The sequence below is a fragment of the Rhizobium indigoferae genome, assembly GCF_034554815.1.
Lineage (GTDB): Bacteria > Pseudomonadota > Alphaproteobacteria > Rhizobiales > Rhizobiaceae > Rhizobium > Rhizobium leguminosarum.
This window is the reverse complement of record NZ_CP140637.1, coordinates 384,283-403,765: the sequence shown is the minus strand read 5'-3', so window position 1 is coordinate 403,765 and position 19,483 is coordinate 384,283. Positions and strand designations below refer to the sequence as shown.

20 protein-coding genes are annotated in these 19,483 nt (G+C 62.1%); 14 read left to right on the top strand and 6 right to left on the bottom strand.

Annotated features, from left to right (window positions below; translation table 11 throughout):
* Window position 1: 1 nt before the first annotated feature.
* The gene (locus tag U5G49_RS28420) at window positions 2-703 is read left to right on the top strand and encodes a ribulose-phosphate 3-epimerase (RefSeq protein ID WP_018444865.1); all 702 of its coding nucleotides are present in this window, start codon (window positions 2-4) and stop codon (window positions 701-703) included.
* Window positions 704-717: 14 nt separating this feature from the next.
* Entirely contained in the window at window positions 718-1,674 is a 957-nt protein-coding gene (locus tag U5G49_RS28415) for an ROK family protein (protein ID WP_193442972.1), read from the top strand.
* Between the two features lie 27 nt (window positions 1,675-1,701).
* Here the strand turns inward: U5G49_RS28415 and U5G49_RS28410 are convergent, their stop codons facing one another.
* The 5 genes from U5G49_RS28410 to U5G49_RS28390 form a co-directional block, all read right to left on the bottom strand.
* Window positions 1,702-2,097 carry a DUF4112 domain-containing protein gene (locus tag U5G49_RS28410; RefSeq protein ID WP_131598569.1) on the bottom strand — a complete coding sequence of 132 codons (396 nt, stop codon included), beginning with the start codon at window positions 2,095-2,097 and terminating at the stop codon, window positions 1,702-1,704.
* Between the two features lie 170 nt (window positions 2,098-2,267).
* Window positions 2,268-3,341 carry an alcohol dehydrogenase family protein gene (locus U5G49_RS28405; protein ID WP_193442974.1) on the bottom strand — a complete coding sequence of 358 codons (1,074 nt, stop codon included), beginning with the start codon at window positions 3,339-3,341 and terminating at the stop codon, window positions 2,268-2,270.
* A gap of 14 nt (window positions 3,342-3,355) precedes the next feature.
* On the bottom strand, window positions 3,356-4,735 hold the full coding sequence (locus U5G49_RS28400) for an aspartate aminotransferase family protein (RefSeq protein WP_193442977.1): 1,380 nt from the start codon (window positions 4,733-4,735) through the stop codon (window positions 3,356-3,358).
* A 30-nt stretch (window positions 4,736-4,765) separates the two neighbouring features.
* The gene (locus U5G49_RS28395; protein WP_193442979.1) at window positions 4,766-6,262 is read right to left on the bottom strand and encodes an NAD-dependent succinate-semialdehyde dehydrogenase; all 1,497 of its coding nucleotides are present in this window, start codon (window positions 6,260-6,262) and stop codon (window positions 4,766-4,768) included.
* A gap of 120 nt (window positions 6,263-6,382) precedes the next feature.
* A complete protein-coding gene (locus U5G49_RS28390) occupies window positions 6,383-6,880 on the bottom strand; it encodes an Lrp/AsnC family transcriptional regulator (RefSeq protein ID WP_018444853.1) in 498 nt (165 codons plus the stop codon).
* Window positions 6,881-6,981: 101 nt separating this feature from the next.
* Here U5G49_RS28390 and ehuR point away from each other — a divergent pair, with 101 nt between their 5' ends.
* The 10 genes from ehuR (at window position 6,982) to doeB (ending at window position 16,691) form a co-directional block, all read left to right on the top strand.
* Complete coding sequence (gene ehuR / locus U5G49_RS28385; protein ID WP_193442981.1) at window positions 6,982-8,367, top strand: MocR-like ectoine utilization transcription factor EhuR; 1,386 nt, start codon at window positions 6,982-6,984, stop codon at window positions 8,365-8,367.
* A gap of 122 nt (window positions 8,368-8,489) precedes the next feature.
* Window positions 8,490-9,275, top strand: coding sequence for an ectoine/hydroxyectoine ABC transporter ATP-binding protein EhuA (gene ehuA, locus U5G49_RS28380; protein WP_193442983.1), 786 nt, complete (start codon window positions 8,490-8,492; stop codon window positions 9,273-9,275).
* Window positions 9,276-9,331: 56 nt separating this feature from the next.
* On the top strand, window positions 9,332-10,180 hold the full coding sequence (gene ehuB, locus U5G49_RS28375; RefSeq protein WP_193442985.1) for an ectoine/hydroxyectoine ABC transporter substrate-binding protein EhuB: 849 nt from the start codon (window positions 9,332-9,334) through the stop codon (window positions 10,178-10,180).
* A 181-nt stretch (window positions 10,181-10,361) separates the two neighbouring features.
* On the top strand, window positions 10,362-11,021 hold the full coding sequence (ehuC, locus tag U5G49_RS28370; protein ID WP_193442987.1) for an ectoine/hydroxyectoine ABC transporter permease subunit EhuC: 660 nt from the start codon (window positions 10,362-10,364) through the stop codon (window positions 11,019-11,021).
* Window positions 11,022-11,025: 4 nt separating this feature from the next.
* Entirely contained in the window at window positions 11,026-11,685 is a 660-nt protein-coding gene (gene ehuD, locus U5G49_RS28365) for an ectoine/hydroxyectoine ABC transporter permease subunit EhuD (RefSeq protein WP_018480607.1), read from the top strand.
* Between the two features lie 2 nt (window positions 11,686-11,687).
* Entirely contained in the window at window positions 11,688-12,467 is a 780-nt protein-coding gene (eutA, locus tag U5G49_RS28360) for an ectoine utilization protein EutA (RefSeq protein ID WP_193442989.1), read from the top strand.
* Window positions 12,468-12,471: 4 nt separating this feature from the next.
* On the top strand, window positions 12,472-13,473 hold the full coding sequence (gene eutB / locus U5G49_RS28355; protein ID WP_193442991.1) for a hydroxyectoine utilization dehydratase EutB: 1,002 nt from the start codon (window positions 12,472-12,474) through the stop codon (window positions 13,471-13,473).
* Complete coding sequence (eutC, locus tag U5G49_RS28350) at window positions 13,470-14,462, top strand: ectoine utilization protein EutC (protein WP_193442994.1); 993 nt, start codon at window positions 13,470-13,472, stop codon at window positions 14,460-14,462. Before eutB ends, eutC begins: the two co-directional genes overlap by 4 nt.
* A gap of 32 nt (window positions 14,463-14,494) precedes the next feature.
* The gene (doeA, locus tag U5G49_RS28345; RefSeq protein WP_193442996.1) at window positions 14,495-15,676 is read left to right on the top strand and encodes an ectoine hydrolase DoeA; all 1,182 of its coding nucleotides are present in this window, start codon (window positions 14,495-14,497) and stop codon (window positions 15,674-15,676) included.
* A 7-nt stretch (window positions 15,677-15,683) separates the two neighbouring features.
* Window positions 15,684-16,691: a N(2)-acetyl-L-2,4-diaminobutanoate deacetylase DoeB gene (gene doeB, locus U5G49_RS28340; protein WP_193442999.1), complete on the top strand. Its 1,008-nt coding sequence runs from the start codon at window positions 15,684-15,686 to the stop codon at window positions 16,689-16,691.
* Between the two features lie 49 nt (window positions 16,692-16,740).
* On the opposite strand, the gene U5G49_RS28335 is transcribed toward doeB, so the two are convergent.
* Window positions 16,741-18,558: a methyl-accepting chemotaxis protein gene (locus U5G49_RS28335; RefSeq protein WP_193443001.1), complete on the bottom strand. Its 1,818-nt coding sequence runs from the start codon at window positions 18,556-18,558 to the stop codon at window positions 16,741-16,743.
* A gap of 242 nt (window positions 18,559-18,800) precedes the next feature.
* Between U5G49_RS28335 and U5G49_RS28330 the strand changes: the two genes are divergently transcribed.
* Both U5G49_RS28330 and U5G49_RS28325 read left to right on the top strand, forming a co-directional pair.
* Complete coding sequence (locus U5G49_RS28330; protein WP_112906978.1) at window positions 18,801-19,049, top strand: plasmid stabilization protein; 249 nt, start codon at window positions 18,801-18,803, stop codon at window positions 19,047-19,049.
* Complete coding sequence (locus U5G49_RS28325; protein ID WP_193443003.1) at window positions 19,046-19,459, top strand: type II toxin-antitoxin system VapC family toxin; 414 nt, start codon at window positions 19,046-19,048, stop codon at window positions 19,457-19,459. Before U5G49_RS28330 ends, U5G49_RS28325 begins: the two co-directional genes overlap by 4 nt.
* The last annotated feature ends 24 nt before the right edge of the window (window positions 19,460-19,483 follow it).

Genomic DNA, 19,483 nt, shown 5'->3' with positions numbered 1-19,483 from the left:
AATGACGACCCCCTCCAAGACCTGGATCGCGGATCTTCCGAAGGATCGCTTGATTGCTGAATTCTCCGTCTGGTCTGCCGATCTTGTGCGTCTCGCCGATGATCTGATGCGTGTCGATACGCACGTCGACATCCTCCATATCGATGTCGCCGATGGTCATTTCGCGCCGGCAATGTTGTTTTTTCCCGATCTCGTCGCCGGGGTGCGCAAAATTTCCGCACGCCCGATCCATGTTCACCTGATGGTCGCCGACAGCATCATCCTGTCGCAGATCGAGCAGTTCGCCGATGCGGGCAGCGACCTGATTAGCCTGCATGTTGAAAACGAAAGCGTCGCAGACCAGGCGCTCGATCTCCTCGATCGCCGCGGCGTCGCCGCCGGCATGGTCCTCAAAGTCGATACTCCCGTCGAGCGGGTCGAAAGATACGTTTCCCGGCTGAGTTTCGTGACGCTGCTCGGCACGGCGATCGGTGTGAAGGGCCAGGGCCTCGACGAAAAGGCCGGCGCTCGGCTTCAGCAGGCCAAGCAGATCATCGCCGGCTGCGGCGCGGCGCATCGGATCGTGCTTGCGGCCGACGGCGGTATTCGCGAGCACACCGTGCCTCTCCTGCGCCAGTCGGGTGCGGAGACGGTCGTTCTCGGTTCCCTGGCTTTCAATGCGCCGTCGCTCGACGAGCGGATGGCATGGGTCCGCGCACTCTAACTGATGGTCTTCACATGCAGCAGGTTGCCATTGGAATCGACCTCGGTGGGACGCAGGTACGCGCTGCCCTTGTCGACGAGCAAGGCCGGATTCTGGCGCGCGCAGCCGAACCGACGGATGCGCTGGCGGGTCCCGACCGCGTGCTCGCCCAGATTTGCGGCCTGGCCGATGGACTGCTTGCAGCATCAAACCCTGCTTCGGTGGTGGGCGTCGGCGTATCCGCTCCGGGCCCACTCGATACGGTTGCCGGTGTCGCGACTGATATCCCGACTCTCTCCGGCTTCGTCGATTTTCCGCTGAAGGCGGAGTTGCAGAAGCGGTTTCCGTTTCCGGTCGACCTTGAGAATGATGCTATTGCCGCTGCCATTGGTGAGTGGCAGTTCGGAGTTGGCAAGGGACTTGATAACCTGGTCTATGTCACCGTGAGCACCGGCATTGGCGGTGGCGTGGTCGCGGACGGTCGCGTGGTGCGCGGTCGCAAGGGCATGGCCGCCCATGTCGGGCACATGTCGGTCGTGCCGAACGGAGAGCCTTGCCCTTGCGGCAATAGGGGCTGTTTCGAGGCCTACGGCTCCGGACCGGCTTTTGCACGACGCGCCCGCATAAGGGCCATGGAATCTAGCGGGACGACGATAGGCAGCGATGGCGGTGCCATCGACAGCCGCAGCATCTTCGCGGCCGCGAGAAATGGCGATCGTCTGGCAAATCAACTGGTTGACGAGGAAGCAGAAATTCTCGGCCGCGGCTTCACCAGCCTGATCCATATCTTCAGTCCCGATATCATTGTGATGGGAGGCGGGCTTTCCCACGAGTTCGATCGGCTGCAACCGGGCATTCAAGCCTACATCACGCAATGGGCCATGCCGGCATTCAAGGATGTCAAGGTGATGCTGGCAGCATTGGATCAGAACTCTGGCCTCGTCGGCGCGGCGGCCCTGGCGTTTCTGACGAGAAAGGGCGCTCGGACGTGATCCAGACCGGCGAAGCGATCGGCTTCGTCAGATGTGCCGATTCAGCTCGTCTTCGCTAATCCCAAAGTGGTCGAGGATGATACCGACGTTTCGGCGATGAGACTTGAAATAGACGTCGAAGAGATCGCCGATCAAGGGAACCGTTCCGCCGGCGGCGTCGATCCCGAGATTGACGGCCATACGGGCGAGCTTATGGGTGGGAACACCGAGGCGTCTTGCCTCATCGATGATGAAAAGACCGATCAGAGATCCGGCAATGTCGCCGACGGCCGGGATAAGGCCGAGAATTGAGTCCGCACCGATCCGCACGCCGATGACAGGCAATCTGACCGCAGTATCCATCATGCGCGCTATGCCGACAGCGCGCCGAATTTTTCCAATTTCCACGGACGTCAGGTGTTTCATGCTGGCGGAAGCTGGCATCAGCGACCTTTTGGCGTGAACGACCGTTCCGCCTCCTCGAGTGAGGGCGCGGGAAGGATGTCATCGCATTGCTGCGAAATAGTCCGACGCAGCGAAAGCCCTGTGCCATCATGATTTTCCATGGCCGTGAAACGCTGCAAACCCGATAAGGTTCGCCGCGAAAGCAAGGATCATCTCGCGTCGGGAACCACGACCAGTTTGCCGACAAAATTCTTCGCCATGAAATCGGTCTGCGCGCGATGGAATTCCGACAGTGGATAGACGCCGCCGATGAGAGGCCGGATCTTCCGACTTTCGATATAGCCGACGATCCGACGGAAGTCGGCGCGGCTTCCCTGGCTCGAGCCGTGCAGTTCCAGCTGCTTCAGATACATGGTCCGCAAATCGAGCTGGACGACCGGGCCGGCGATGGCGCCAGCCGTCGTGTAGCGGCCTTCGGGACGCAGGATCTTCAGGAGGTCGTTGAACAGCGGTCCGCCGACGAGATCGGCGACGACATCGATCGGTTGGCCACGGCTGGCGGAATGGACGGCTTCGACCAGGTCGCCCCTGCCGCGGGTCACCACCGCTTCGGCGCCGATATCGAGCATCGCCGCTTCCTTGCCGGGACCTGCGACCGCGATCGGGATGGCGCCGCGGGCCCGCGCGAGCTGGATAATCGCCGAGCCGACGCCACCCGAGGCGCCGGTCACGAGAACGCGTTCGCCGGCCGACAGCCTTGCCCGTTCCAGCATGCGCTCGCCGGTCAGATAGGCGCAGCAGAAGGTGGCGAGTTCGACGTCGGTCAGATCGGTTGCGACGACATGGGCGTTCTCGGCTGGCAACGCCATGTATTCGGCATAACCGCCGTCGCGGCCATGGCCCATGTAATCAATGTCGGCGAGGCTGTCGTCGTCCCGGTTGTAGATCGAGAAGTCGACCATGACGCGTTCACCGATGCGTGCCGGATTAACGGCGGCGCCGACGGCGACGATATGACCGACTGTATCGGTGCCCTGAATGCGCGGGAATGTCAGCGTGTTGCCTTGCCTGCGCCATGTGGAGACGGCCGACGGATCGTCCTCGGTGCCGTAGGCGCCCTGGCGTACCCAGACGTCGGTATTGTTCATGCCGCAGGCCGTGACACGGATCAGAACCTCGCCATCGGCGGGCGTCGGGACGGGCACGTCCCTGTCATAGATGAGCTTTTCCAGACCGCCATGGCCGGTGAGCAATACGGCCGCCATCTTTTCCGGGATCGTCATGCTGATCTTCTCCCTCAGATGTTCTTGAAGACGGTTTCGATCGCACCCGCCGCGGCCCTGACCACGATGTCGGACTCCTCGCGTGTCAGGCAAAGCGGCGGAGCGAAGCCGAGGATGTCGCCCTGCGGCATGGCGCGGCCGATGACGCCGCGTTCGAGGAGTGCGGATGCGACTTGCGGACCGATCTTGCGGCCGGCATCGAAGAACATGCGGTCGTCCCTGTCCTCGACGAATTCGATGGCCGCCATCAGCCCGTCACCGCGGACTTCGCCGACATTGCGGTGGCCGCCGACCGCTTTTTCCAGTTCCGAACGGAAATAGGCGCCGGTGGTGCCGGCATTCTCGATAATGCCCAGTTCGTCGATCAGTTCGAGATTGGCAATGCCTGCGGCGGCACAGATCGGATGGGCGGAATAGGTCCAGCCGTGACCGATCGCCCCCAACTGATCGGAACCCTGTACCAGGACTTGCCACATCTTGTTCGAAACGATCGTGCCGGAAAGGGGAGCGTAAGCCGAGGTCAGCCCCTTGGCGATGGTGATCAGGTCCGGCTTCATGCCGTAGTGATCCGAGCCGAACATCGTGCCGAGACGGCCGAAGCCGGTGACGACTTCATCGGCGACGAGCAGGATGTCATATTTTTCGAGCACGGCCTGGATCTTCTGCCAGTAGGTTTTCGGCGGCGGCACGATGCCGCCGGTGCCGAGGATGGGTTCGCCGATGAAGGCGGCGATCGTTTCCGGGCCTTCGGCGATGATCATCTCCTCGAGCTTGTCGGCGCAATATTGCGAGAACTGCTCCTCGCTCATCGACCGGTCGGAGCGGCGGAAAAAATAGGGTGCTTCGGTGTGCAACACCGGTGCCCGCGGCAGATCGAAGGCATTATGGAAGAGCACCAGGCCGGTGAGGCTGCCGGTCATGACGCCGGAGCCGTGATAACCACGCCAGCGCGAGATGATCTTCTTCTTTTCCGGACGGCCGAGAATGTTGTTGTAGTACCAGATGAGCTTGATGTTGGTCTCGTTGGCATCCGAGCCCGAGAGACCGAAATAGACGCGGCCCATGCCGGTGGGCGCGCGGTCGATGATCATCTTCGAAAGCGTAATCGAGGCTTCCGTGCCGTGGCCGACATAGGCATGGTAATAGGCGAGGTTCTTTGCCTGTTCGGCGATCGCGTCGGCGATCTTCCGGCGGCCGTAGCCGACATTGACGCAATAGAGGCCGGCAAAGGCGTCGAGGCTTTTGCGTCCTGTCGTGTCGGTGATGTAGACGCCTTCGCCGCCGGCAACAACACGGGTCGGCGTCTCGCCGCGGGCATGCCCGCCCATATGGGTCGATGGGTGGAAGAAGTGATCGCGGTCCCAGGCGGTGAGTTCGTTGCTTTTCTCGAGCATGTCGTAGCCTCTTTCTTGAAATGGGGCGGCTCAGGCGGCCGTATCGATGCAGAGATATTTGAGCTCGGTGAAGGCCTCGAGCCCGTGGCGTGACCCTTCGCGGCCAAGGCCGGACTGCTTCCAGCCGCCGAAGGGAATGGGCCCGCCGGTGATCTTGACGCGGTTGACCGCCACCATGCCGTATTCCAGTGCGCGGCCGAGCCGCATCTGGCGGGCGCCGTTTTCTGTGACGATATAGGCGACGAGGCCGTATTCGGTATCGTTGGCGTGGGCGACGACCTCTTCTTCCGTGTCGAAGGTGGTAACCGCCGCCACCGGCCCGAAAGTCTCCTCGCGCATGATCAGCGCATTCGCCGGCACATCGGTCAGCAGCGTCGGCTCGTAGAAAAACCGGCCGGCCTTGTGACGCTTGCCGCCGGTGACGAGCCGCGCGCCGCGCCCCAGCGCGTCGGAGACCTGCTCCTCGACCTTGGCGACGGCGCGTTCATGCATCAGCGGTCCGATCTCGGCGCCATCCTCAAGCCCCGCACCAACCTTTAGTTCGGCAATGCGGTGGGCGAAGGCCTTGACGAAGCCATCGGCGATCCGCCGCTGGACGAAGATCCGGTTGGCAGCAAGGCAATCCTGGCCGGATGTGGCAAACTTGGCGTTGACGGCGATCTCGACTGCCTTTGATATATCGGCGTCATCGAAGATGATCAGCGGGGCGTGGCCGCCGAGTTCCATCACCAATTGCTTCAGGGTCGGTGCGCACTGGCCGGCGATCAGCCGTCCGATTCCGGTGGAGCCGGTAAAGCTCATGGCACGCACGCGGACGTCGGTGCACATCCGTCCGACGATCGTTGCGGCATTGCCGGTGACCACGTTGAAGACGCCGGCCGGAATGCCCGCCCGTTCCCCGAGCTCGGCAAGCGCAAGCGCAGACAACGGGGTCTCGGACGAGGGGTGGGCAACGACCGTACAGCCGGCGGCCAGCGCTGCAGCAGCCTTTCGGGTGAGCATGGCGGAGGGGAAGTTCCAGGGCGTCACGATGCCGACGACGCCGAGCGCCTCGCGCCGGACGATCATTTCCGCGCCGGGAAGATGGCTGGTGACGCTCTCGGCGTTCAGCCGCTTGCCTTCCTCGGCATACCATTCGACGAAGGAGGCAGCATAATCGATCTCGCCGCGCGATTCCGCAAGCGGCTTGCCCTGTTCGAGCGTCATGATCAGCGCCAGATCCTCCTTGGCCGCCAGCATTAGCTCAAACCATTTGCGCAGGATCGCTGCACGGCTCTGCGGCAGCATCGCGCGCCAGGCGGCGAAAGCCTCTGACGCCGCATCGATCGCCACCGCCGTTTCGTCGGCGCCAAGGCTTGCAACCCAGGCCAGTGTTGCCGACGAGGCGGGATCCGTGACCTCGAAACTTTCCCCTGATTTGCTGGGGATCCACCGGCCGCCGACATAGGCCAGATCGCGCAGGAGATGACGGCCGCCAAGCCGCGACAGCGCGTCATGATAGGCGGGGCGGGCAAAAACGGCGGTCATATCAAGTCTCCTCGTGGCGGTTGACGCAAGTCTTCCACGGGAGCGGGCGAGAGATTGTCTGTTGGCGGATGCAAAAAGCGAGAGATGGTCTAAAGGACGGCGGCCTCGCAGAGAGATTGTCTACGACGCGGTCTGGTCTTCGCCGGCGGCAGTGAAGGAAGAGACCGGAAGGACTGTTTCCTCTTTCACCGTCTTGGTGACGATGTAGGTGAAGTAGCGGTCGATGCCGAGTTCGCGGTCGAGAAGCCCGTCGACCAGCCGCTGATAGGCGTCGATATCGGGCGCGATGATCTTCAGGATGTAGTCGACGCCGCCGCCGACCGACCAGCAGGCGACGATTTCTGGGATTGCGGTCACGGTGCGCTCGAAGCGCTCGAAATCCGCCTGGCGATGATTGGCGAGCGTCACTTCCATCATCACGCTGGCGACCGGCGCGATGCGCCGTGGCGCGACGCGCGCGTGGTAACCGGTGATGATCCCGGCCTTTTCGAGTTTGCGCAGCCGCATCCAGCACGGTGTCGGCGACAGTCCGGCCTTTTCGGCCAGCGCCAGCTTGGTGATGCGGCCGTCGCGCTGGACGGCGTCGAGAATGCGCAGGTCGATGGCGTCGAGCTTCATGGTGCTTTCTTTAGAAAGAAATCATTTCAAACGCAGGGAAAAGACAATGGGAGCGCATTTTTGCATTGTCAATTGAACTGATTTTCAGCAGTGTTGAAATCATGACAAAGTGGCGCCCCGATCCCTTGCAACTCCGCCGTCCGGCCTATCTCTCGCTTGCCGAGCAAATCGCAAACGCGATCACGGACGGCAAGCTCACCGATGGCACACAATTGCCGCCGCACCGCAAGATGGCGGATGATCTGCATCTCTCGGTGCAGACGGTCAGCCGCGCCTATGACGAGTTAATCCGCCGGGGGCTGATATCAGGCGAGATTGGACGCGGCAGCTTCGTCCAGACCAGGCCGCGCGAGCCGGAGCCGCCTTATCTGCCGGAACGGCTGGGCGAGGTGATCGATCTGTCGATCCTGAAGCCGGTCTGCGAGCAGATCCATTTGGAAAGGCTGCGGCAGGCCTTCGGCTGGCTTTCGGAAAACCTGCCCTCCAGTTCCGCCCTTTCCTTCAGGCCGAACATGGTGTTTCCGCGCCACCGCGCCGTCGCCACGGAATGGTTGGCGCGCTGCGGGCTGGAGGTATCGCCGCTGAACATCAGCGTGACGAACGGCGCGACTTCGGGCATGACGGTGGCGCTGATGAGCGTTGCCCCGCCCGGCTCGACGGTTGCGACCGAAGCGATCAGCCATCATACGCTGGTGCCGCTCTCAACCTATCTCGGTCTGCATCTGGAAGGGCTGGCGATCGACGAAGAGGGCATGATCCCCGAGGCGCTGGACGAAGCCTGCCGGAAGGGACCGATCCGGGCAATCTTCCTGCAACCCTCGGTGATCAACCCGATGGCGGCGCTGATGAGCGCGGAGCGCAGGCAGGCGCTCGCCACCGTCGCCGCCAAGCATGATATCGCGATCATCGAAAACGACATTCTCGGGCCACTGGTCGAGAACCGTGCGCCGCCGATGGCTGCGTTTGCGCCGGAGCGCACGCTCTACGTCACGAGCTTCACCAAGATCACCGTTCCGGGCCTGCGGATCGGCTATCTCACCGCGCCCGACCGTTATGTGGCTGCCGTCGCCAACCGGCATCTCGTCTCCAACTGGATGGCGACGCCTGCCATGGCCGAAATCGCCACCCGCTGGGTCAGCGACGGCACGGCGATGGAACTCGTCAACTGGCAGCGCCGCGCCCTTTTGAGCCGACACGCGATCGCGACGGAGATGCTGGCCGGCCTACCGTACCGGGCGCATCCGCAAAGCCTGCACGTCTGGCTGCCGCTCTCCGGCAACCATACGGAGGACGGTTTTGTATCGCAGGCAAGGCTGCGTGGTGTGGCGATCGCGCCTGGCAAATCCTTCCACACCGCCGATCAGGGCTGGACGCCGGCCGTGCGCATCTCGCTTGGTTCGACGACGGAAAGCGAGTTGCGGACCGGACTCGGCATCGTCGCCTCGTTGGCGCTAGGAAATCCGGAAGAGCTCCTGCTTGCGATCTGATGCCGCTGCCTTGTATTTGAGCGTGCGCAGAATAATTGTCATGATATTATTTTACGAATTGACATGATTTTGATGGGCCGTCATCGTTAGGGCATTGCTTGTCTCAACAGGGAGAGACATGAATGCTTCCGCCCATCATCCGCATCGACAACATCGTCAAGAAATACGGCCCGCTGACCGTGCTCGACGGCCTGTCGATGAATGTCATGCCGGGCGAGAAGCTGGCGCTGATCGGGCCGTCCGGCTCCGGCAAGACGACGATCCTGCGCATTCTGATGACGCTGGAGACGATCAGCGGCGGCCATATCGAGGTTGACGGCGAACAGCTCTACCATATGCCAAATGGCGGCGGGCTAGTGCCGGCCGATGAGCGGCATCTGCATCGCATGCGCGAAAAGATCGGCATGGTCTTTCAGCATTTCAATCTGTTCCCGCACAAATGCGTGCTCGACAACGTGACGCTGGCGCCGATGCTGACCAAGGGCATCAAGCGGGCCGCGGCAGAAAAGCGGGCGATGGAGCTTCTCGACATGGTCGGCTTGGCCGACAAGGCAAAGAGCGTTCCGGCGCAGCTTTCCGGCGGGCAGAAGCAGCGCGTCGCCATTGCCCGGGCGCTGGCGCTGTCGCCGAAGATCATGCTGTTCGACGAGGTGACGTCGGCGCTCGACCCGGAGCTGGTCGAGGAGGTGCTGAACGTCATGCGGCGGCTGGCATCCGAAACCGACATGACCATGCTTCTCGTCACCCATGAAATGGGCTTTGCCCATGATTTCGCCGACCGTGTCCTGTTCTTCGATCGCGGCAAGATCGTCGAGGAAGGTAAACCGGGCGACATCTTTCGCAATCCGACGCAGGAGAGGACGCAGACCTTCCTGCGCAAGATCATTGCGGCGGGGCACCGCGTCTGAGCTCAGACATTGCCCGCAAGAACAAGACTCAAGGAAAGTCAGAGGAGTTGGGAACGATGAAAGCAGGATATCTTTTGAGCGCCGCCAGCCTGTCGGTGCTTCTGATCACGGCGACCGCTCCGGCCTCCGCCGCCGATGACAAGCTCGAGCAGCTGAAGGAGCAGGGCTTTGCGCGTATCGCCATCGCCAACGAGCCGCCGTTCACCGCCGTCGGCGCCGATGGCAAGGTGTCCGGTGCTGCCCCCGACGTGGCGCGCGCAATCTTCGAAAAGCTGGGCGTCAAGGAAGTGGTCGCCTCGATCTCGGAATATGGTGCGATGATTCCCGGCCTGCAGGCCGGCCGCCACGACGCGATCACCGCAGGCCTCTTCATGAAGCCCGAGCGTTGCGCTGCCGTCGCCTATTCCGAGCCGATCCTCTGCGATGCCGAAGCTTTCGCTCTCAAGAAGGGCAATCCGCTGAAACTGACGAGCTACAAGGACGTCGCCGACAATCCGGACGCCAAGATCGGCGCGCCGGGCGGCGGGACCGAAGAGAAGCTTGCGCTCGAAGCCGGCGTGCCGCGTGATCGCGTCATCGTCGTTCCGGATGGCCAGAGCGGCATCAAGATGCTGCAGGATGGCCGCATCGACGTCTATTCGCTGCCGGTTCTGTCAATCCATGACCTGATGGCCAAGGCGAATGATCCGACCCTTGAAACCGTCGCGCCCGTCGTCAATGCGCCGGTCTATTGCGATGGCGCTGCCTTCCGCAAGCAGGACGTTGCGCTCCGCGACGCCTTCGATGTCGAGCTGAAGAAGCTGAAGGAATCGGGCGAATTCGCCAAGATCATCGAGCCCTACGGCTTCTCGGCGAAGGCCGCGATGTCGACAAGCCGTGAAAAGCTCTGCGCCGCGGCGAAGTAACAAGGGGTCGGCAGCCCGGCCATGCCATGGGCATGGCCGGATTGTCCCCGAACGATCTCCTAAAGCGCGTCGCGATCTTTCAGGTTCGCTCCTCGCGCTTTAGGTCCTTGTTTTTACGCATGTCGTTATCGCAAAACCGCTGCACAGTTTTGCGCGACATGCTCTAGGAAGTGAGTTGCCGATGTCGGTATGGTCCGGCTATCTGACACTGATCCTTGAGGGCGCCCTGGTGACGCTCGAACTGACGGTGATGGGGTCTGCGCTGGCGCTGATGATGGCCTTCCTGGCGGGCCTCGGCCGCCTGTCGCGCTTCTTTGTCGTGCGGGCTCTGGCGACGGCCTATATCGAATTCTTCCGCGGCACCTCGATCTTCGTCCAGCTTTTCTGGGTCTATTTCGTGCTGCCCTTTGCGGGCTTGACCCTGACGCCGCTGCAGGCGGGCGTGCTGGCGCTCGGGCTGAATGTCGGCGCCTATGCGGCGGAAGTGGTGCGCGGGGCCGTCAAGGCCGTCGGGCGCGAACAGTCGGAAGCCTGCATCGCGCTCAACCTTTCGCGATACCAGCGCATGCGCCAGGTCATCTTGCCGCAGGCGCTGCCGCTGATGCTGCCGACCTTCTGCAACAATGCGATCGAACTGCTGAAGGGCACGGCCGTCGTGTCGCTGATCTCGCTGACGGACATGACGTTCCAGGCACAGGTGGTGCGCGCACAGACCGGCAATACGCTGGTGCCCTTCGCGACGATCCTCATCCTCTATTTCCTCATGGCCTCGGCGATCTCCGCGACGATGCGCTGGCTGGAGCGGCGGATGGCGCGCAGCCTCGACGGCATAAGGACCTGATCAGATGGAATGGGATTGGGATTTCGTCTGGCAGATCATGCCGACCCTTCTCGAAGGGTTCAAGATCACTCTTCTCGCGACCATTCTCGGCGCAGCCGTCGCCATGATTGTCGGCCTGGCTCTTGCCATTGCGCGGCGGTCACCGGTCGCCGGCATTTCCAGGACGGTCGGCTTCGTCTCTGAATTCATCCGCGGCACGCCGCTGCTGGTGCAGCTCTACTTCATCTTCTACGTGCTGCCGGATATCGGCATCCGGCTGGCGCCGCTGGTCGCAGGCGTCATCGGTATGGGCATTCACTATGCGACCTATACCGCCGAGGTCTATCGCGCCGGCATCGAGAACGTGCCGCGTGGACAATGGGAGGCGGCCAAGGCCACCAATCTGTCGACGCGCCAGGCCTGGATCCACGTGATCCTGCCGCAGGCGATCCCGCCGATGATCCCGGCGCTCGCCAATTATTTCATCGCCATGTTCAAGGAAACGCCGCTGCTTTCGGCGATCACCGTGCTCGAACTCATGAACCAGGCAAAGAGCATCGCCAACAGCAACTACCGCTACATCGAGCCGATGACGCTGGTCGGCGTCTTCTTCCTCGTCATAAGCCTGATCTCGGTCGTGGGATTACGCTGGCTGGAGGAACGCTACGCCAGGATGGATGACTGACCATGACCGTGGAGATTGAGATCATTCCCACCGGCCGACCGCCGCGGCTGGAGGATCGGCCGCTGGAAAAGCGCATCGGCCTGGTCATCCTCGCGACCGACCACACGACGGAAGTCGACTTCCAGCGCATGGTCGCCAGCGATCGACTCGGCGTCTATGTCAGCCGCATCCACTATGCCAATCCGGTGACGCCGGAAAATCTCCTGAAGATGCAGCCGGCGCTGACGGAAGGTGCGGCACTGATCCTGCCGGACGAGGCGCTCGATGCCATCGTCTATTCCTGCACCTCTGCCTCGGTGGTGATCGGCGACCGGAACATCGAGGCGGCGATCCATGCGGCCAAGCCTGGGGTTCCCGTCGTGACGCCGATGGCGGCCGCCGTGAAAGCTCTGAAGGCGCTTGGTGCCAGACGGATCTCGGTACTGACACCCTATACGATCGAGACCAGCCGGCCGATGGCGGATTATTTCGCGGAGCTCGGCTTTGCGATCGACCGCTTCACCTGTCTCGGCCTGACCGATGATCGCGAGATGGCGCGGATCGCACCGGACGAGATCCGTGCCTTCGCGCGCGAGGCGCTGGCGCCGCAGTCCGATGCGCTGTTTATCTCCTGTACGGCGGTGCGCGCCGCCCAGGTCGCTGCCCGCTTTGAAGCGGAGACCGGCAAGCCGGTGATCACCAGCAATCTGGCGACCGCCTGGGCCTGCCTGAGGCTTTGCGGCGATGATCGGGCGCGGCCCGAACTCGGTCAATTGATGACCAAGCCCTATCGGGAAGGCTGAGATCATGGTGAGCACCTTGCCCGTTTCGCTGGAAGACATCCGCGCAGCGGCGCGCCGGATTGCCGGTCGCGTGCTTGCCACGCCGATGGTGCAGTCCGCTTCACTTGGCGAATTGGCCGGCGTGCCGGTCCATCTCAAGCTCGAACATCATCAGACGACCGGCAGCTTCAAGCTGCGCGGGGCAACCAATGCGGTGCTCTCCTTGTCACGGGCCGACCGCGCGCGTGGCATCGTCGCAGCCTCGACCGGAAATCACGGCCGGGCGCTTGCCTATGCGGCAAAGGTGGAGGGTGCTGTCGCGACCATCTGCATGTCCCGGTTGGTGCCGGAAAACAAGGTTTCGGAAATCCGCCGCCTCGGTGCCGATACCCGCGTCGTCGGCGTATCGCAGGACGAGGCGCAACAGGAGGTCGACCGGCTGGTGCGCAAGCAGGGGCTGGTGATGGTGCCGCCCTTCGATCATCCTGATGTCGTGGCCGGGCAGGGAACACTGGGGCTCGAAATCATCGACGCCTTGCCGGAGGCGGCAATCGTGCTGGTGCCGCTCTCGGGAGGCGGCCTTGCGGCGGGAGTTGCGGCCGCAGTCAAAGGCATCAGTCCGAAGACCAAGGTGATCGGCCTGACGATGGAGAAGGGTGCTGCAATGAAGGCAAGCCTCGATGCGGGGCAGCCGGTGCAGGTCGAGGAAGTGGCGAGCCTTGCCGACTCGCTCGGCGGCGGCATTGGTCTCGACAATCGCGTCACCTTTGCCATGTGCCGCGACCTTCTCGACGACGTCATCCTGCTGACCGAGGCGGAAATCGCCGCCGGCATGCGTCATGCCTATGCCTGCGAACGCCAGATCGTCGAGGGCGCGGGCGCGGTCGGTATCGCCGCGCTGCTTGCCGGAAAAATCAGAGGCGGCGGTCCCATCGTCGCGATCCTGTCAGGGGCGAATGTCGACATGGAGCAGCACCTTCGGGTGATCAACGGGACGCAGCCGCTCTACGGCGAGGAGGGACCATGAGCCGGATGATCATTCTGACGGAAGCGGAACTGCGGAAAGTCATCGGGCTCGACCGAAATACGGTCGGCTGTGTCGAGGAGGCTTTCGCAGCGCTTGCGACCAAGGCTGTCGCCATGCCGCCGATCCTGCGGCTCGACATTCCGGAATATCGGGGCGAAGTCGATGTGAAGACGGCCTATGTGCCTGGCATCGAGGGCTTCGCGATCAAGATCAGCCCCGGCTTCTTCGACAACCCCAAGATCGGCCTGCCGAGCACCAACGGCATGATGGTGCTGCTGTCGAGCCGAACCGGACTGGTGCAGGCGCTGCTCTTGGACAACGGCTATCTCACCGACATGCGCACCGCAGCAGCCGGCGCCGTCGCGGCAAAACATCTGTCGCGAGAAAATGCATCAGTGGCCGCGATCTTCGGCGCCGGCATGCAAGCGCAGCTGCAGCTCGAAGCGCTGACGCTGGTCCGGCCGATCCGCGAAGCGAGGATATGGGCGCGCGATGCCGACAAGGCGCAAAGCGTGGCCGCTGACCTGGCCGGAAAGCTCGGGTTTCCCGTCACCGCGATATTGGACGCCAGAGGCGCAATGACCGGCGCCGACCTCATCGTCACCACCACGCCTTCCGAAACCCCGATCATCGAGGCCGGATGGTTGGAGCCGGGACAGCATCTGACGGCCATGGGCTCGGATGCGGAGCACAAGAACGAGATCGATCCGGCCGCCATCGCGAGTGCCGACGTCTATATCGCCGATAGCTTGAAGCAGACGCGGCGTCTCGGCGAGTTGCATCACGCAATCGACGCCGGCCTGGTCGCGGCCGATGCGGTCTTTGCCGAGCTCGGCCAGATCGTCGCCGGCCGGGCGCCTGGGCGGACGCGCAACGACCAGATCACCATCGCGGACCTGACCGGAACCGGCATCCAGGACACCGCCATCGCCACCCTCGCCTTTGCCCGCGCCGGTGCGGCAAATGCCGGGACCACGTTCGAAAGCTGACCGGCGCGGCGCCGGAAAAGAAGGGAAGAAACATGACCCAGCCCAATCTCAAATTCTCGCTCGGCGAATATGCCGCGCGGTTGGAAAAGACGCGGCGTGCTATGGAGGCGAAGGGCGTCGACCTGCTGATCGTCAGCGACCCGTCGAACATGGCCTGGCTGACCGGCTATGACGGCTGGTCCTTCTACGTGCACCAGGCGGTGATCGTGCCGCCGCAGGGCGAACCGGTCTGGTTCGGCCGCGGCCAGGATGCCAATGGCGCCAAGTTCACCGCTTATCTGAAACACGACAACATCGTCGGTTATCCCGATCACTATGTGCAATCGACCGAGCGCCACCCCATGGACTACCTCTCGGGCATCCTGACCGAGCGCGGCTTCGGCAAGCTGACGATCGGCGTCGAGATGGACAATTACTGGTTTTCGGCAGCCGCCTTTGCGGCGCTGCAGAAGCACCTGCCGAATGCGCGCTTCGTCGACGCGACCGCGCTCGTCAATTGGCAGCGAGCGATCAAGAGCGACACCGAGATCGGCTATATGCGCAATGCCGCCCGCATTGTCGAAGCGATGCATGCCCGTATCTTCGACAAGATCGAGGTCGGTATGCGCAAATGCGATCTGGTTGCGGAAATCTATGATGCCGGCACCCGTGGCGTCGACGGCATCGGCGGCGATTATCCGGCGATCGTGCCGTTGCTGCCGTCCGGCGTCGAAGCGTCCGCACCACATCTGACCTGGGACGACCGGCCGATGAAGAAGGGCGAGGGCACCTTCTTCGAGATCGCCGGCTGCTACAACCGTTATCACCTGCCGCTGTCGCGTACCGTCTTCCTCGGCAAGCCGACGCAGGCCTTTCTCGATGCCGAAAAGGCGACACTGGAGGGCATGGAAGCCGGTCTTGCGGTCGCCAGGCCGGGCAATACCTGCGAGGATATCGCCAATGCCTTCTTCGCAGTGCTGAAGAAATACGGGATCGTCAAGGACAACCGCACGGGCTATCCGATCGGTCTTTCCTATCCGCCGGACTGGGGCGAGCGCACCATGAGCCTGCGTCCCGGCGACAGGACGGAGCTGAAGCCTGGCATGACCTTCCATTTCATGACCGGGCTGTGGCTCGACGACATGGGCTTCGAGACGACCGAGAGCATCCTTATCACCGAGAGCGGTGTCGAGTGCTTCGCGAACGTGCCGCGCAGACTGATGGTCAAGGATTGAGGCGGCGATGAAAGAGATTGGCTTGCGGCCGTCGCCGATCAGCGCGACGGTCAATTTCGCCGCCGAGGGCGTCCAGCACGGCTTCCTGCGCCTGCCTTACAGTCGCGACGATTCCGCCTGGGGATCGGTGATGGTGCCGATAGCCGTCATCCGGAACGGCAAGGGTCCAACGGCTCTTCTGACCGGCGGCAATCACGGCGACGAGTATGAAGGACCGATCGCGCTCTTCGATCTTGCCCGCTCGCTGAAGGCCGAAGAGGTGAACGGCACGGTTATCATCGTGCCGGCCATGAATTATCCGGCATTCCAAGCGGGAACCAGAACCTCGCCGATCGACAGGGGCAACATGAACCGCAGCTTCCCGGGCCGGCCGGACGGCACGGTGACCGAGAAGATCGCCGACTATTTCCAACGTGTGCTTCTGCCGATGGCGGACGTCGTTCTCGACTTCCATTCCGGCGGCAAGACGCTCGATTTTCTGCCATTCTGCGCGGCCCACATCCTGCCGAACAAACAACAGGAGAAAAAAGCCTTCGAATTTGTGACGGCCTTTGCCGCTCCCTATTCGATGAAAATGCTGGAGATCGATGCGGTCGGTATGTACGACACCGCGGCCGAGGAGATGGGCAAGGTCTTCATCACGACGGAACTCGGCGGCGGTGGCACCGCCACGGCCAAAAGTGCTGCGATTGCCAAGCACGGCACCATGAACGTGCTACGCCACGCAGGGATTGTCGCAGGCGCCGTCAATCCTGGTCCGACGACCTGGCTCGACATGCCGGACGGCAGCTGCTTCTCCTTCGCAGAGGAGGGCGGGCTGATCGAACCTGTCATCGATCTTGGTGAGGCCGTCACTGACGATGCCGTCATCGCACGCATCTATCCGACCGGGCGGACCGGGGTCGCGCCCCGCGAGATCCGCGCCGGCATGAACGGCATTCTTTGTGCCCGGCATTTCCCTGGGCTGGTCAAATCAGGCGACTGCGTTGCCGTCGTGGCGATCGTTACGGGCTGAGGCGATCGGACAGGCAGAGGCGCGATCAGCTTCGACTGCTGATCACACCTCAGGCAGCTTTTTGCGGTCTTGACGTGCTGGCTCTCGCATCGACCTGAAAGCGGTTGACGACCCCCTCCAGCGCCTGCGTTTGGCTACCGAGGGCGCGGCAGGCCGAGGCGGTTTCGACGGCCATGGCTGCGTTGCGTTGGGTTACCTGATCCAGGGCGTTGACGGAGGTGTTGATCTCGCCAATCGCTACCGCCTGTTCGGAGGATACCGAAACGATGCGGGCGATCAGGCCGGCAACCTGCTCGACCTGGCCCTCGATTTCCAGGAGCGCCTTGCCGGTGCGGTTGACGAGTTCCACACCGGTGGAGACCTGGGCCGAGGAGGTAGAGATCAGAGCTCTGATCTCCTTGGCGGCGTTGGCCGAGCGCATGGCAAGTTCACGCACTTCCTGGGCGACGACGGCAAAACCCTTGCCTGCTTCGCCGGCGCGCGCTGCTTCAACCCCGGCATTGAGCGCCAGAAGATTGGTCTGGAAGGCGATTTCATCGATGACATTGACGATGGCGCCAATCTGGGAGGACGAGCCTTCGATCCTTTCCATGGCGGCGATTGCTTCGCGAACGACGGCTGCCGAATGTTCGGCGCTGGTGCGGGTCTGCGCCATCATGCCGGTTGCCTTGCCGGCATGGTCGGAGGCGTCTTTCGCTTTGATATTCATTTCATCGAGCGCGGCTGTGGCCTCTTCGAGCATCGCGGCCTGCTGTTCCGTGCGCGACGCAAGACTGTCGGCTGCATCGGTGATGCCGGCCGAGGAGCTGCCCACTTGCTTGGAGGTCTGGGCGATCTCCGCCATCGAAGCGCAAAGCGCGTCCATACTGTCGTTGAACTTCGCGCGCAAAGTCTCGTAGGCAGTGGCAAAGGGTGTATCGATCCGGCAATCGAGGTTGCCGGTCGATAGCTGTTCCAGTCCGTATGTCAGTTGATCTATCACCGTTTCGCGGATCTGCTCCTCGGCGGCCCTCTCGGCCAGCTGGCTGCGTTCACGCTCGAATTCCGCATCGCGAAGTGCGGTCTCGCGCTTCTGTGCGTCCTGCCGCTCGAGCGCGTTGCGGCGGAATACCGCGACGGCCTTGGACATGGCGCCGATCTCGTCGGAACGGTTGGCATAGGGAACGTCGGTCGAAAAATCGCCTTCGGCGAGGTTGCCCATATAGGCCTTCATACCGTCGAGCGGCACGATCGCCCGGCGGCGCAGGAGATAGAGGCCGACCAGCAGCAGGCCGAACGAGCCGAAACCCGCAGCACCCGCATAGATCGTCCAGGTCACGATCTCCGAGGCTGCATTGCGTTCCTCACCCTTCAGGAAGGCGTCGGAATTGGCAACGAGTTTCTCGACCGCGTCCTGGTGCGAATGAAAGGCGACGCGCAACTGCTCGATTGCACCGTGAGCCTTGTCTTCATCCCTGGCATTCAAGGCCGGGATGATCTCACGGTTCATCACTCCCCAGAATGCATCGCCCTTGGCGATGACATCGTTTTCAAGCTCGTCCTTCAAGGCTTGCGGCAGCCGGGTGGTTTTCCAATAGGCGCGGCGGTCGTCGTAAGCGGCCTTGAGATTTGCGATCTTGGCAAGATTGGTGTCGGTGAGTTCGGGAAATTTGCTCGCCTCGAAGGAGAGCATGTAGGATTCGACCACAAACAGCGGCGGCGGCAGAATATCGGCAATCAAATCCTTGCCGTAGACGACCTGCTCGTAAACCGGCCCGTTGACCTTGAGCCGTTCGAGCGCCGATTGCTGCAATCCGATAGACATGAAAAGACCGACTGAAACGGCGACGCCGAACGCCACCAAACTGCGAGCAATGGTGAATGCCAAGACTGTCTCCAAATAACTTTGGCTTCTCTACTTCGAGAGACCTGATCTACGTATGGCATTATTTCGCGAGAACACTGAAATATGGTTAATTATTCTGACATTGGAGCTTAGCAAGCTCTTGCAGGTCCAGGGCAGCCGTCCATTATTGGGTTGATGATTTACGAGAAGCAATGGTATCAAGCCATCACTTGCCATCTTGATGGCTAACGCTGCCTTTATATCCTATCGCAAAGGAGATCGGCATGGCCGAACCTCAGCTTTCTGTACGGAGCGCAAAAGCGCGTGATCTTGCTCACCGGCTTTCCCGCCGTGAAAACCGCTCGATAGCCGACATTGTCGAAAGGGCCCTCGAATCGTATGAAATACGCGAAGCCGGAAGAGAGCCGGCTGTGTCCTTCTATGCCAGGCTTTCGCAGCAAAGCGGGACGGATATCGACCTCGAAGCCGTTATCAACGAAGGCAGGCAGGTTCATAAGGGCATCGAGCTTTGATTTTTCTCGATACCAACATTGTTTCGGAAACTTTGATAAAATCACCCAATGAAGCTGTGATCTCATGGCTCGTCCGCCATGATGCTGAATTGGCGCTGCCGACAGTAACGATTGCCGAGATCGCTTTCGGTATCCAGAAGATCTGGCCTGATCAGCGAGCCGAACGCCTCGAGCAGGGACTGTCCGACTGGCGTCGTCGCTTTGCAGCCCGGATTTTTGGCCTGACCGAAGAGGCCGCTCTTGCTTATGGTGACATTATGGGTTTGGCCGCTCGTCAGGGGCGCGGGATGTCAGTGCCGGATGGCATGATCGCCGCTATCGCGCGGGTCAATGGTGGGCGACTTGCGACGCGAAATCTGGGCAATTTTGCGACCTCAGGTCTTCAATTGATCTCGCCATGGGAGTTTTGACGTCTCGGAAATGCGTGGGCGCTG

Bases quoted from the DNA above. Each gene is read 5' to 3' on its own strand.
- U5G49_RS28395 (WP_193442979.1), bottom strand. From the start codon at position 6,262: ATGACCGCCGTTTTTGCCCGCCCCGCCTATCATGACGCGCTGTCGCGG.
- ehuR (WP_193442981.1), top strand. From the start codon at position 6,982: ATGACAAAGTGGCGCCCCGATCCCTTGCAACTCCGCCGTCCGGCCTAT.
- doeB (WP_193442999.1), top strand. From the start codon at position 15,684: ATGAAAGAGATTGGCTTGCGGCCGTCGCCGATCAGCGCGACGGTCAAT.
- ehuD (WP_018480607.1), top strand. From the start codon at position 11,026: ATGGAATGGGATTGGGATTTCGTCTGGCAGATCATGCCGACCCTTCTC.
- U5G49_RS28415 (WP_193442972.1), top strand. From the start codon at position 718: ATGCAGCAGGTTGCCATTGGAATCGACCTCGGTGGGACGCAGGTACGC.
- U5G49_RS28390 (WP_018444853.1), bottom strand. From the start codon at position 6,880: ATGAAGCTCGACGCCATCGACCTGCGCATTCTCGACGCCGTCCAGCGC.
- eutC (WP_193442994.1), top strand. From the start codon at position 13,470: ATGAGCCGGATGATCATTCTGACGGAAGCGGAACTGCGGAAAGTCATC.
- ehuC (WP_193442987.1), top strand. From the start codon at position 10,362: ATGTCGGTATGGTCCGGCTATCTGACACTGATCCTTGAGGGCGCCCTG.
- U5G49_RS28420 (WP_018444865.1), top strand. From the start codon at position 2: ATGACGACCCCCTCCAAGACCTGGATCGCGGATCTTCCGAAGGATCGC.
- ehuB (WP_193442985.1), top strand. From the start codon at position 9,332: ATGAAAGCAGGATATCTTTTGAGCGCCGCCAGCCTGTCGGTGCTTCTG.
- ehuA (WP_193442983.1), top strand. From the start codon at position 8,490: ATGCTTCCGCCCATCATCCGCATCGACAACATCGTCAAGAAATACGGC.
- U5G49_RS28330 (WP_112906978.1), top strand. From the start codon at position 18,801: ATGGCCGAACCTCAGCTTTCTGTACGGAGCGCAAAAGCGCGTGATCTT.
- eutA (WP_193442989.1), top strand. From the start codon at position 11,688: ATGACCGTGGAGATTGAGATCATTCCCACCGGCCGACCGCCGCGGCTG.
- eutB (WP_193442991.1), top strand. From the start codon at position 12,472: ATGGTGAGCACCTTGCCCGTTTCGCTGGAAGACATCCGCGCAGCGGCG.
- U5G49_RS28410 (WP_131598569.1), bottom strand. From the start codon at position 2,097: ATGCCAGCTTCCGCCAGCATGAAACACCTGACGTCCGTGGAAATTGGA.
- U5G49_RS28400 (WP_193442977.1), bottom strand. From the start codon at position 4,735: ATGCTCGAGAAAAGCAACGAACTCACCGCCTGGGACCGCGATCACTTC.
- U5G49_RS28405 (WP_193442974.1), bottom strand. From the start codon at position 3,341: ATGACGATCCCGGAAAAGATGGCGGCCGTATTGCTCACCGGCCATGGC.
- doeA (WP_193442996.1), top strand. From the start codon at position 14,495: ATGACCCAGCCCAATCTCAAATTCTCGCTCGGCGAATATGCCGCGCGG.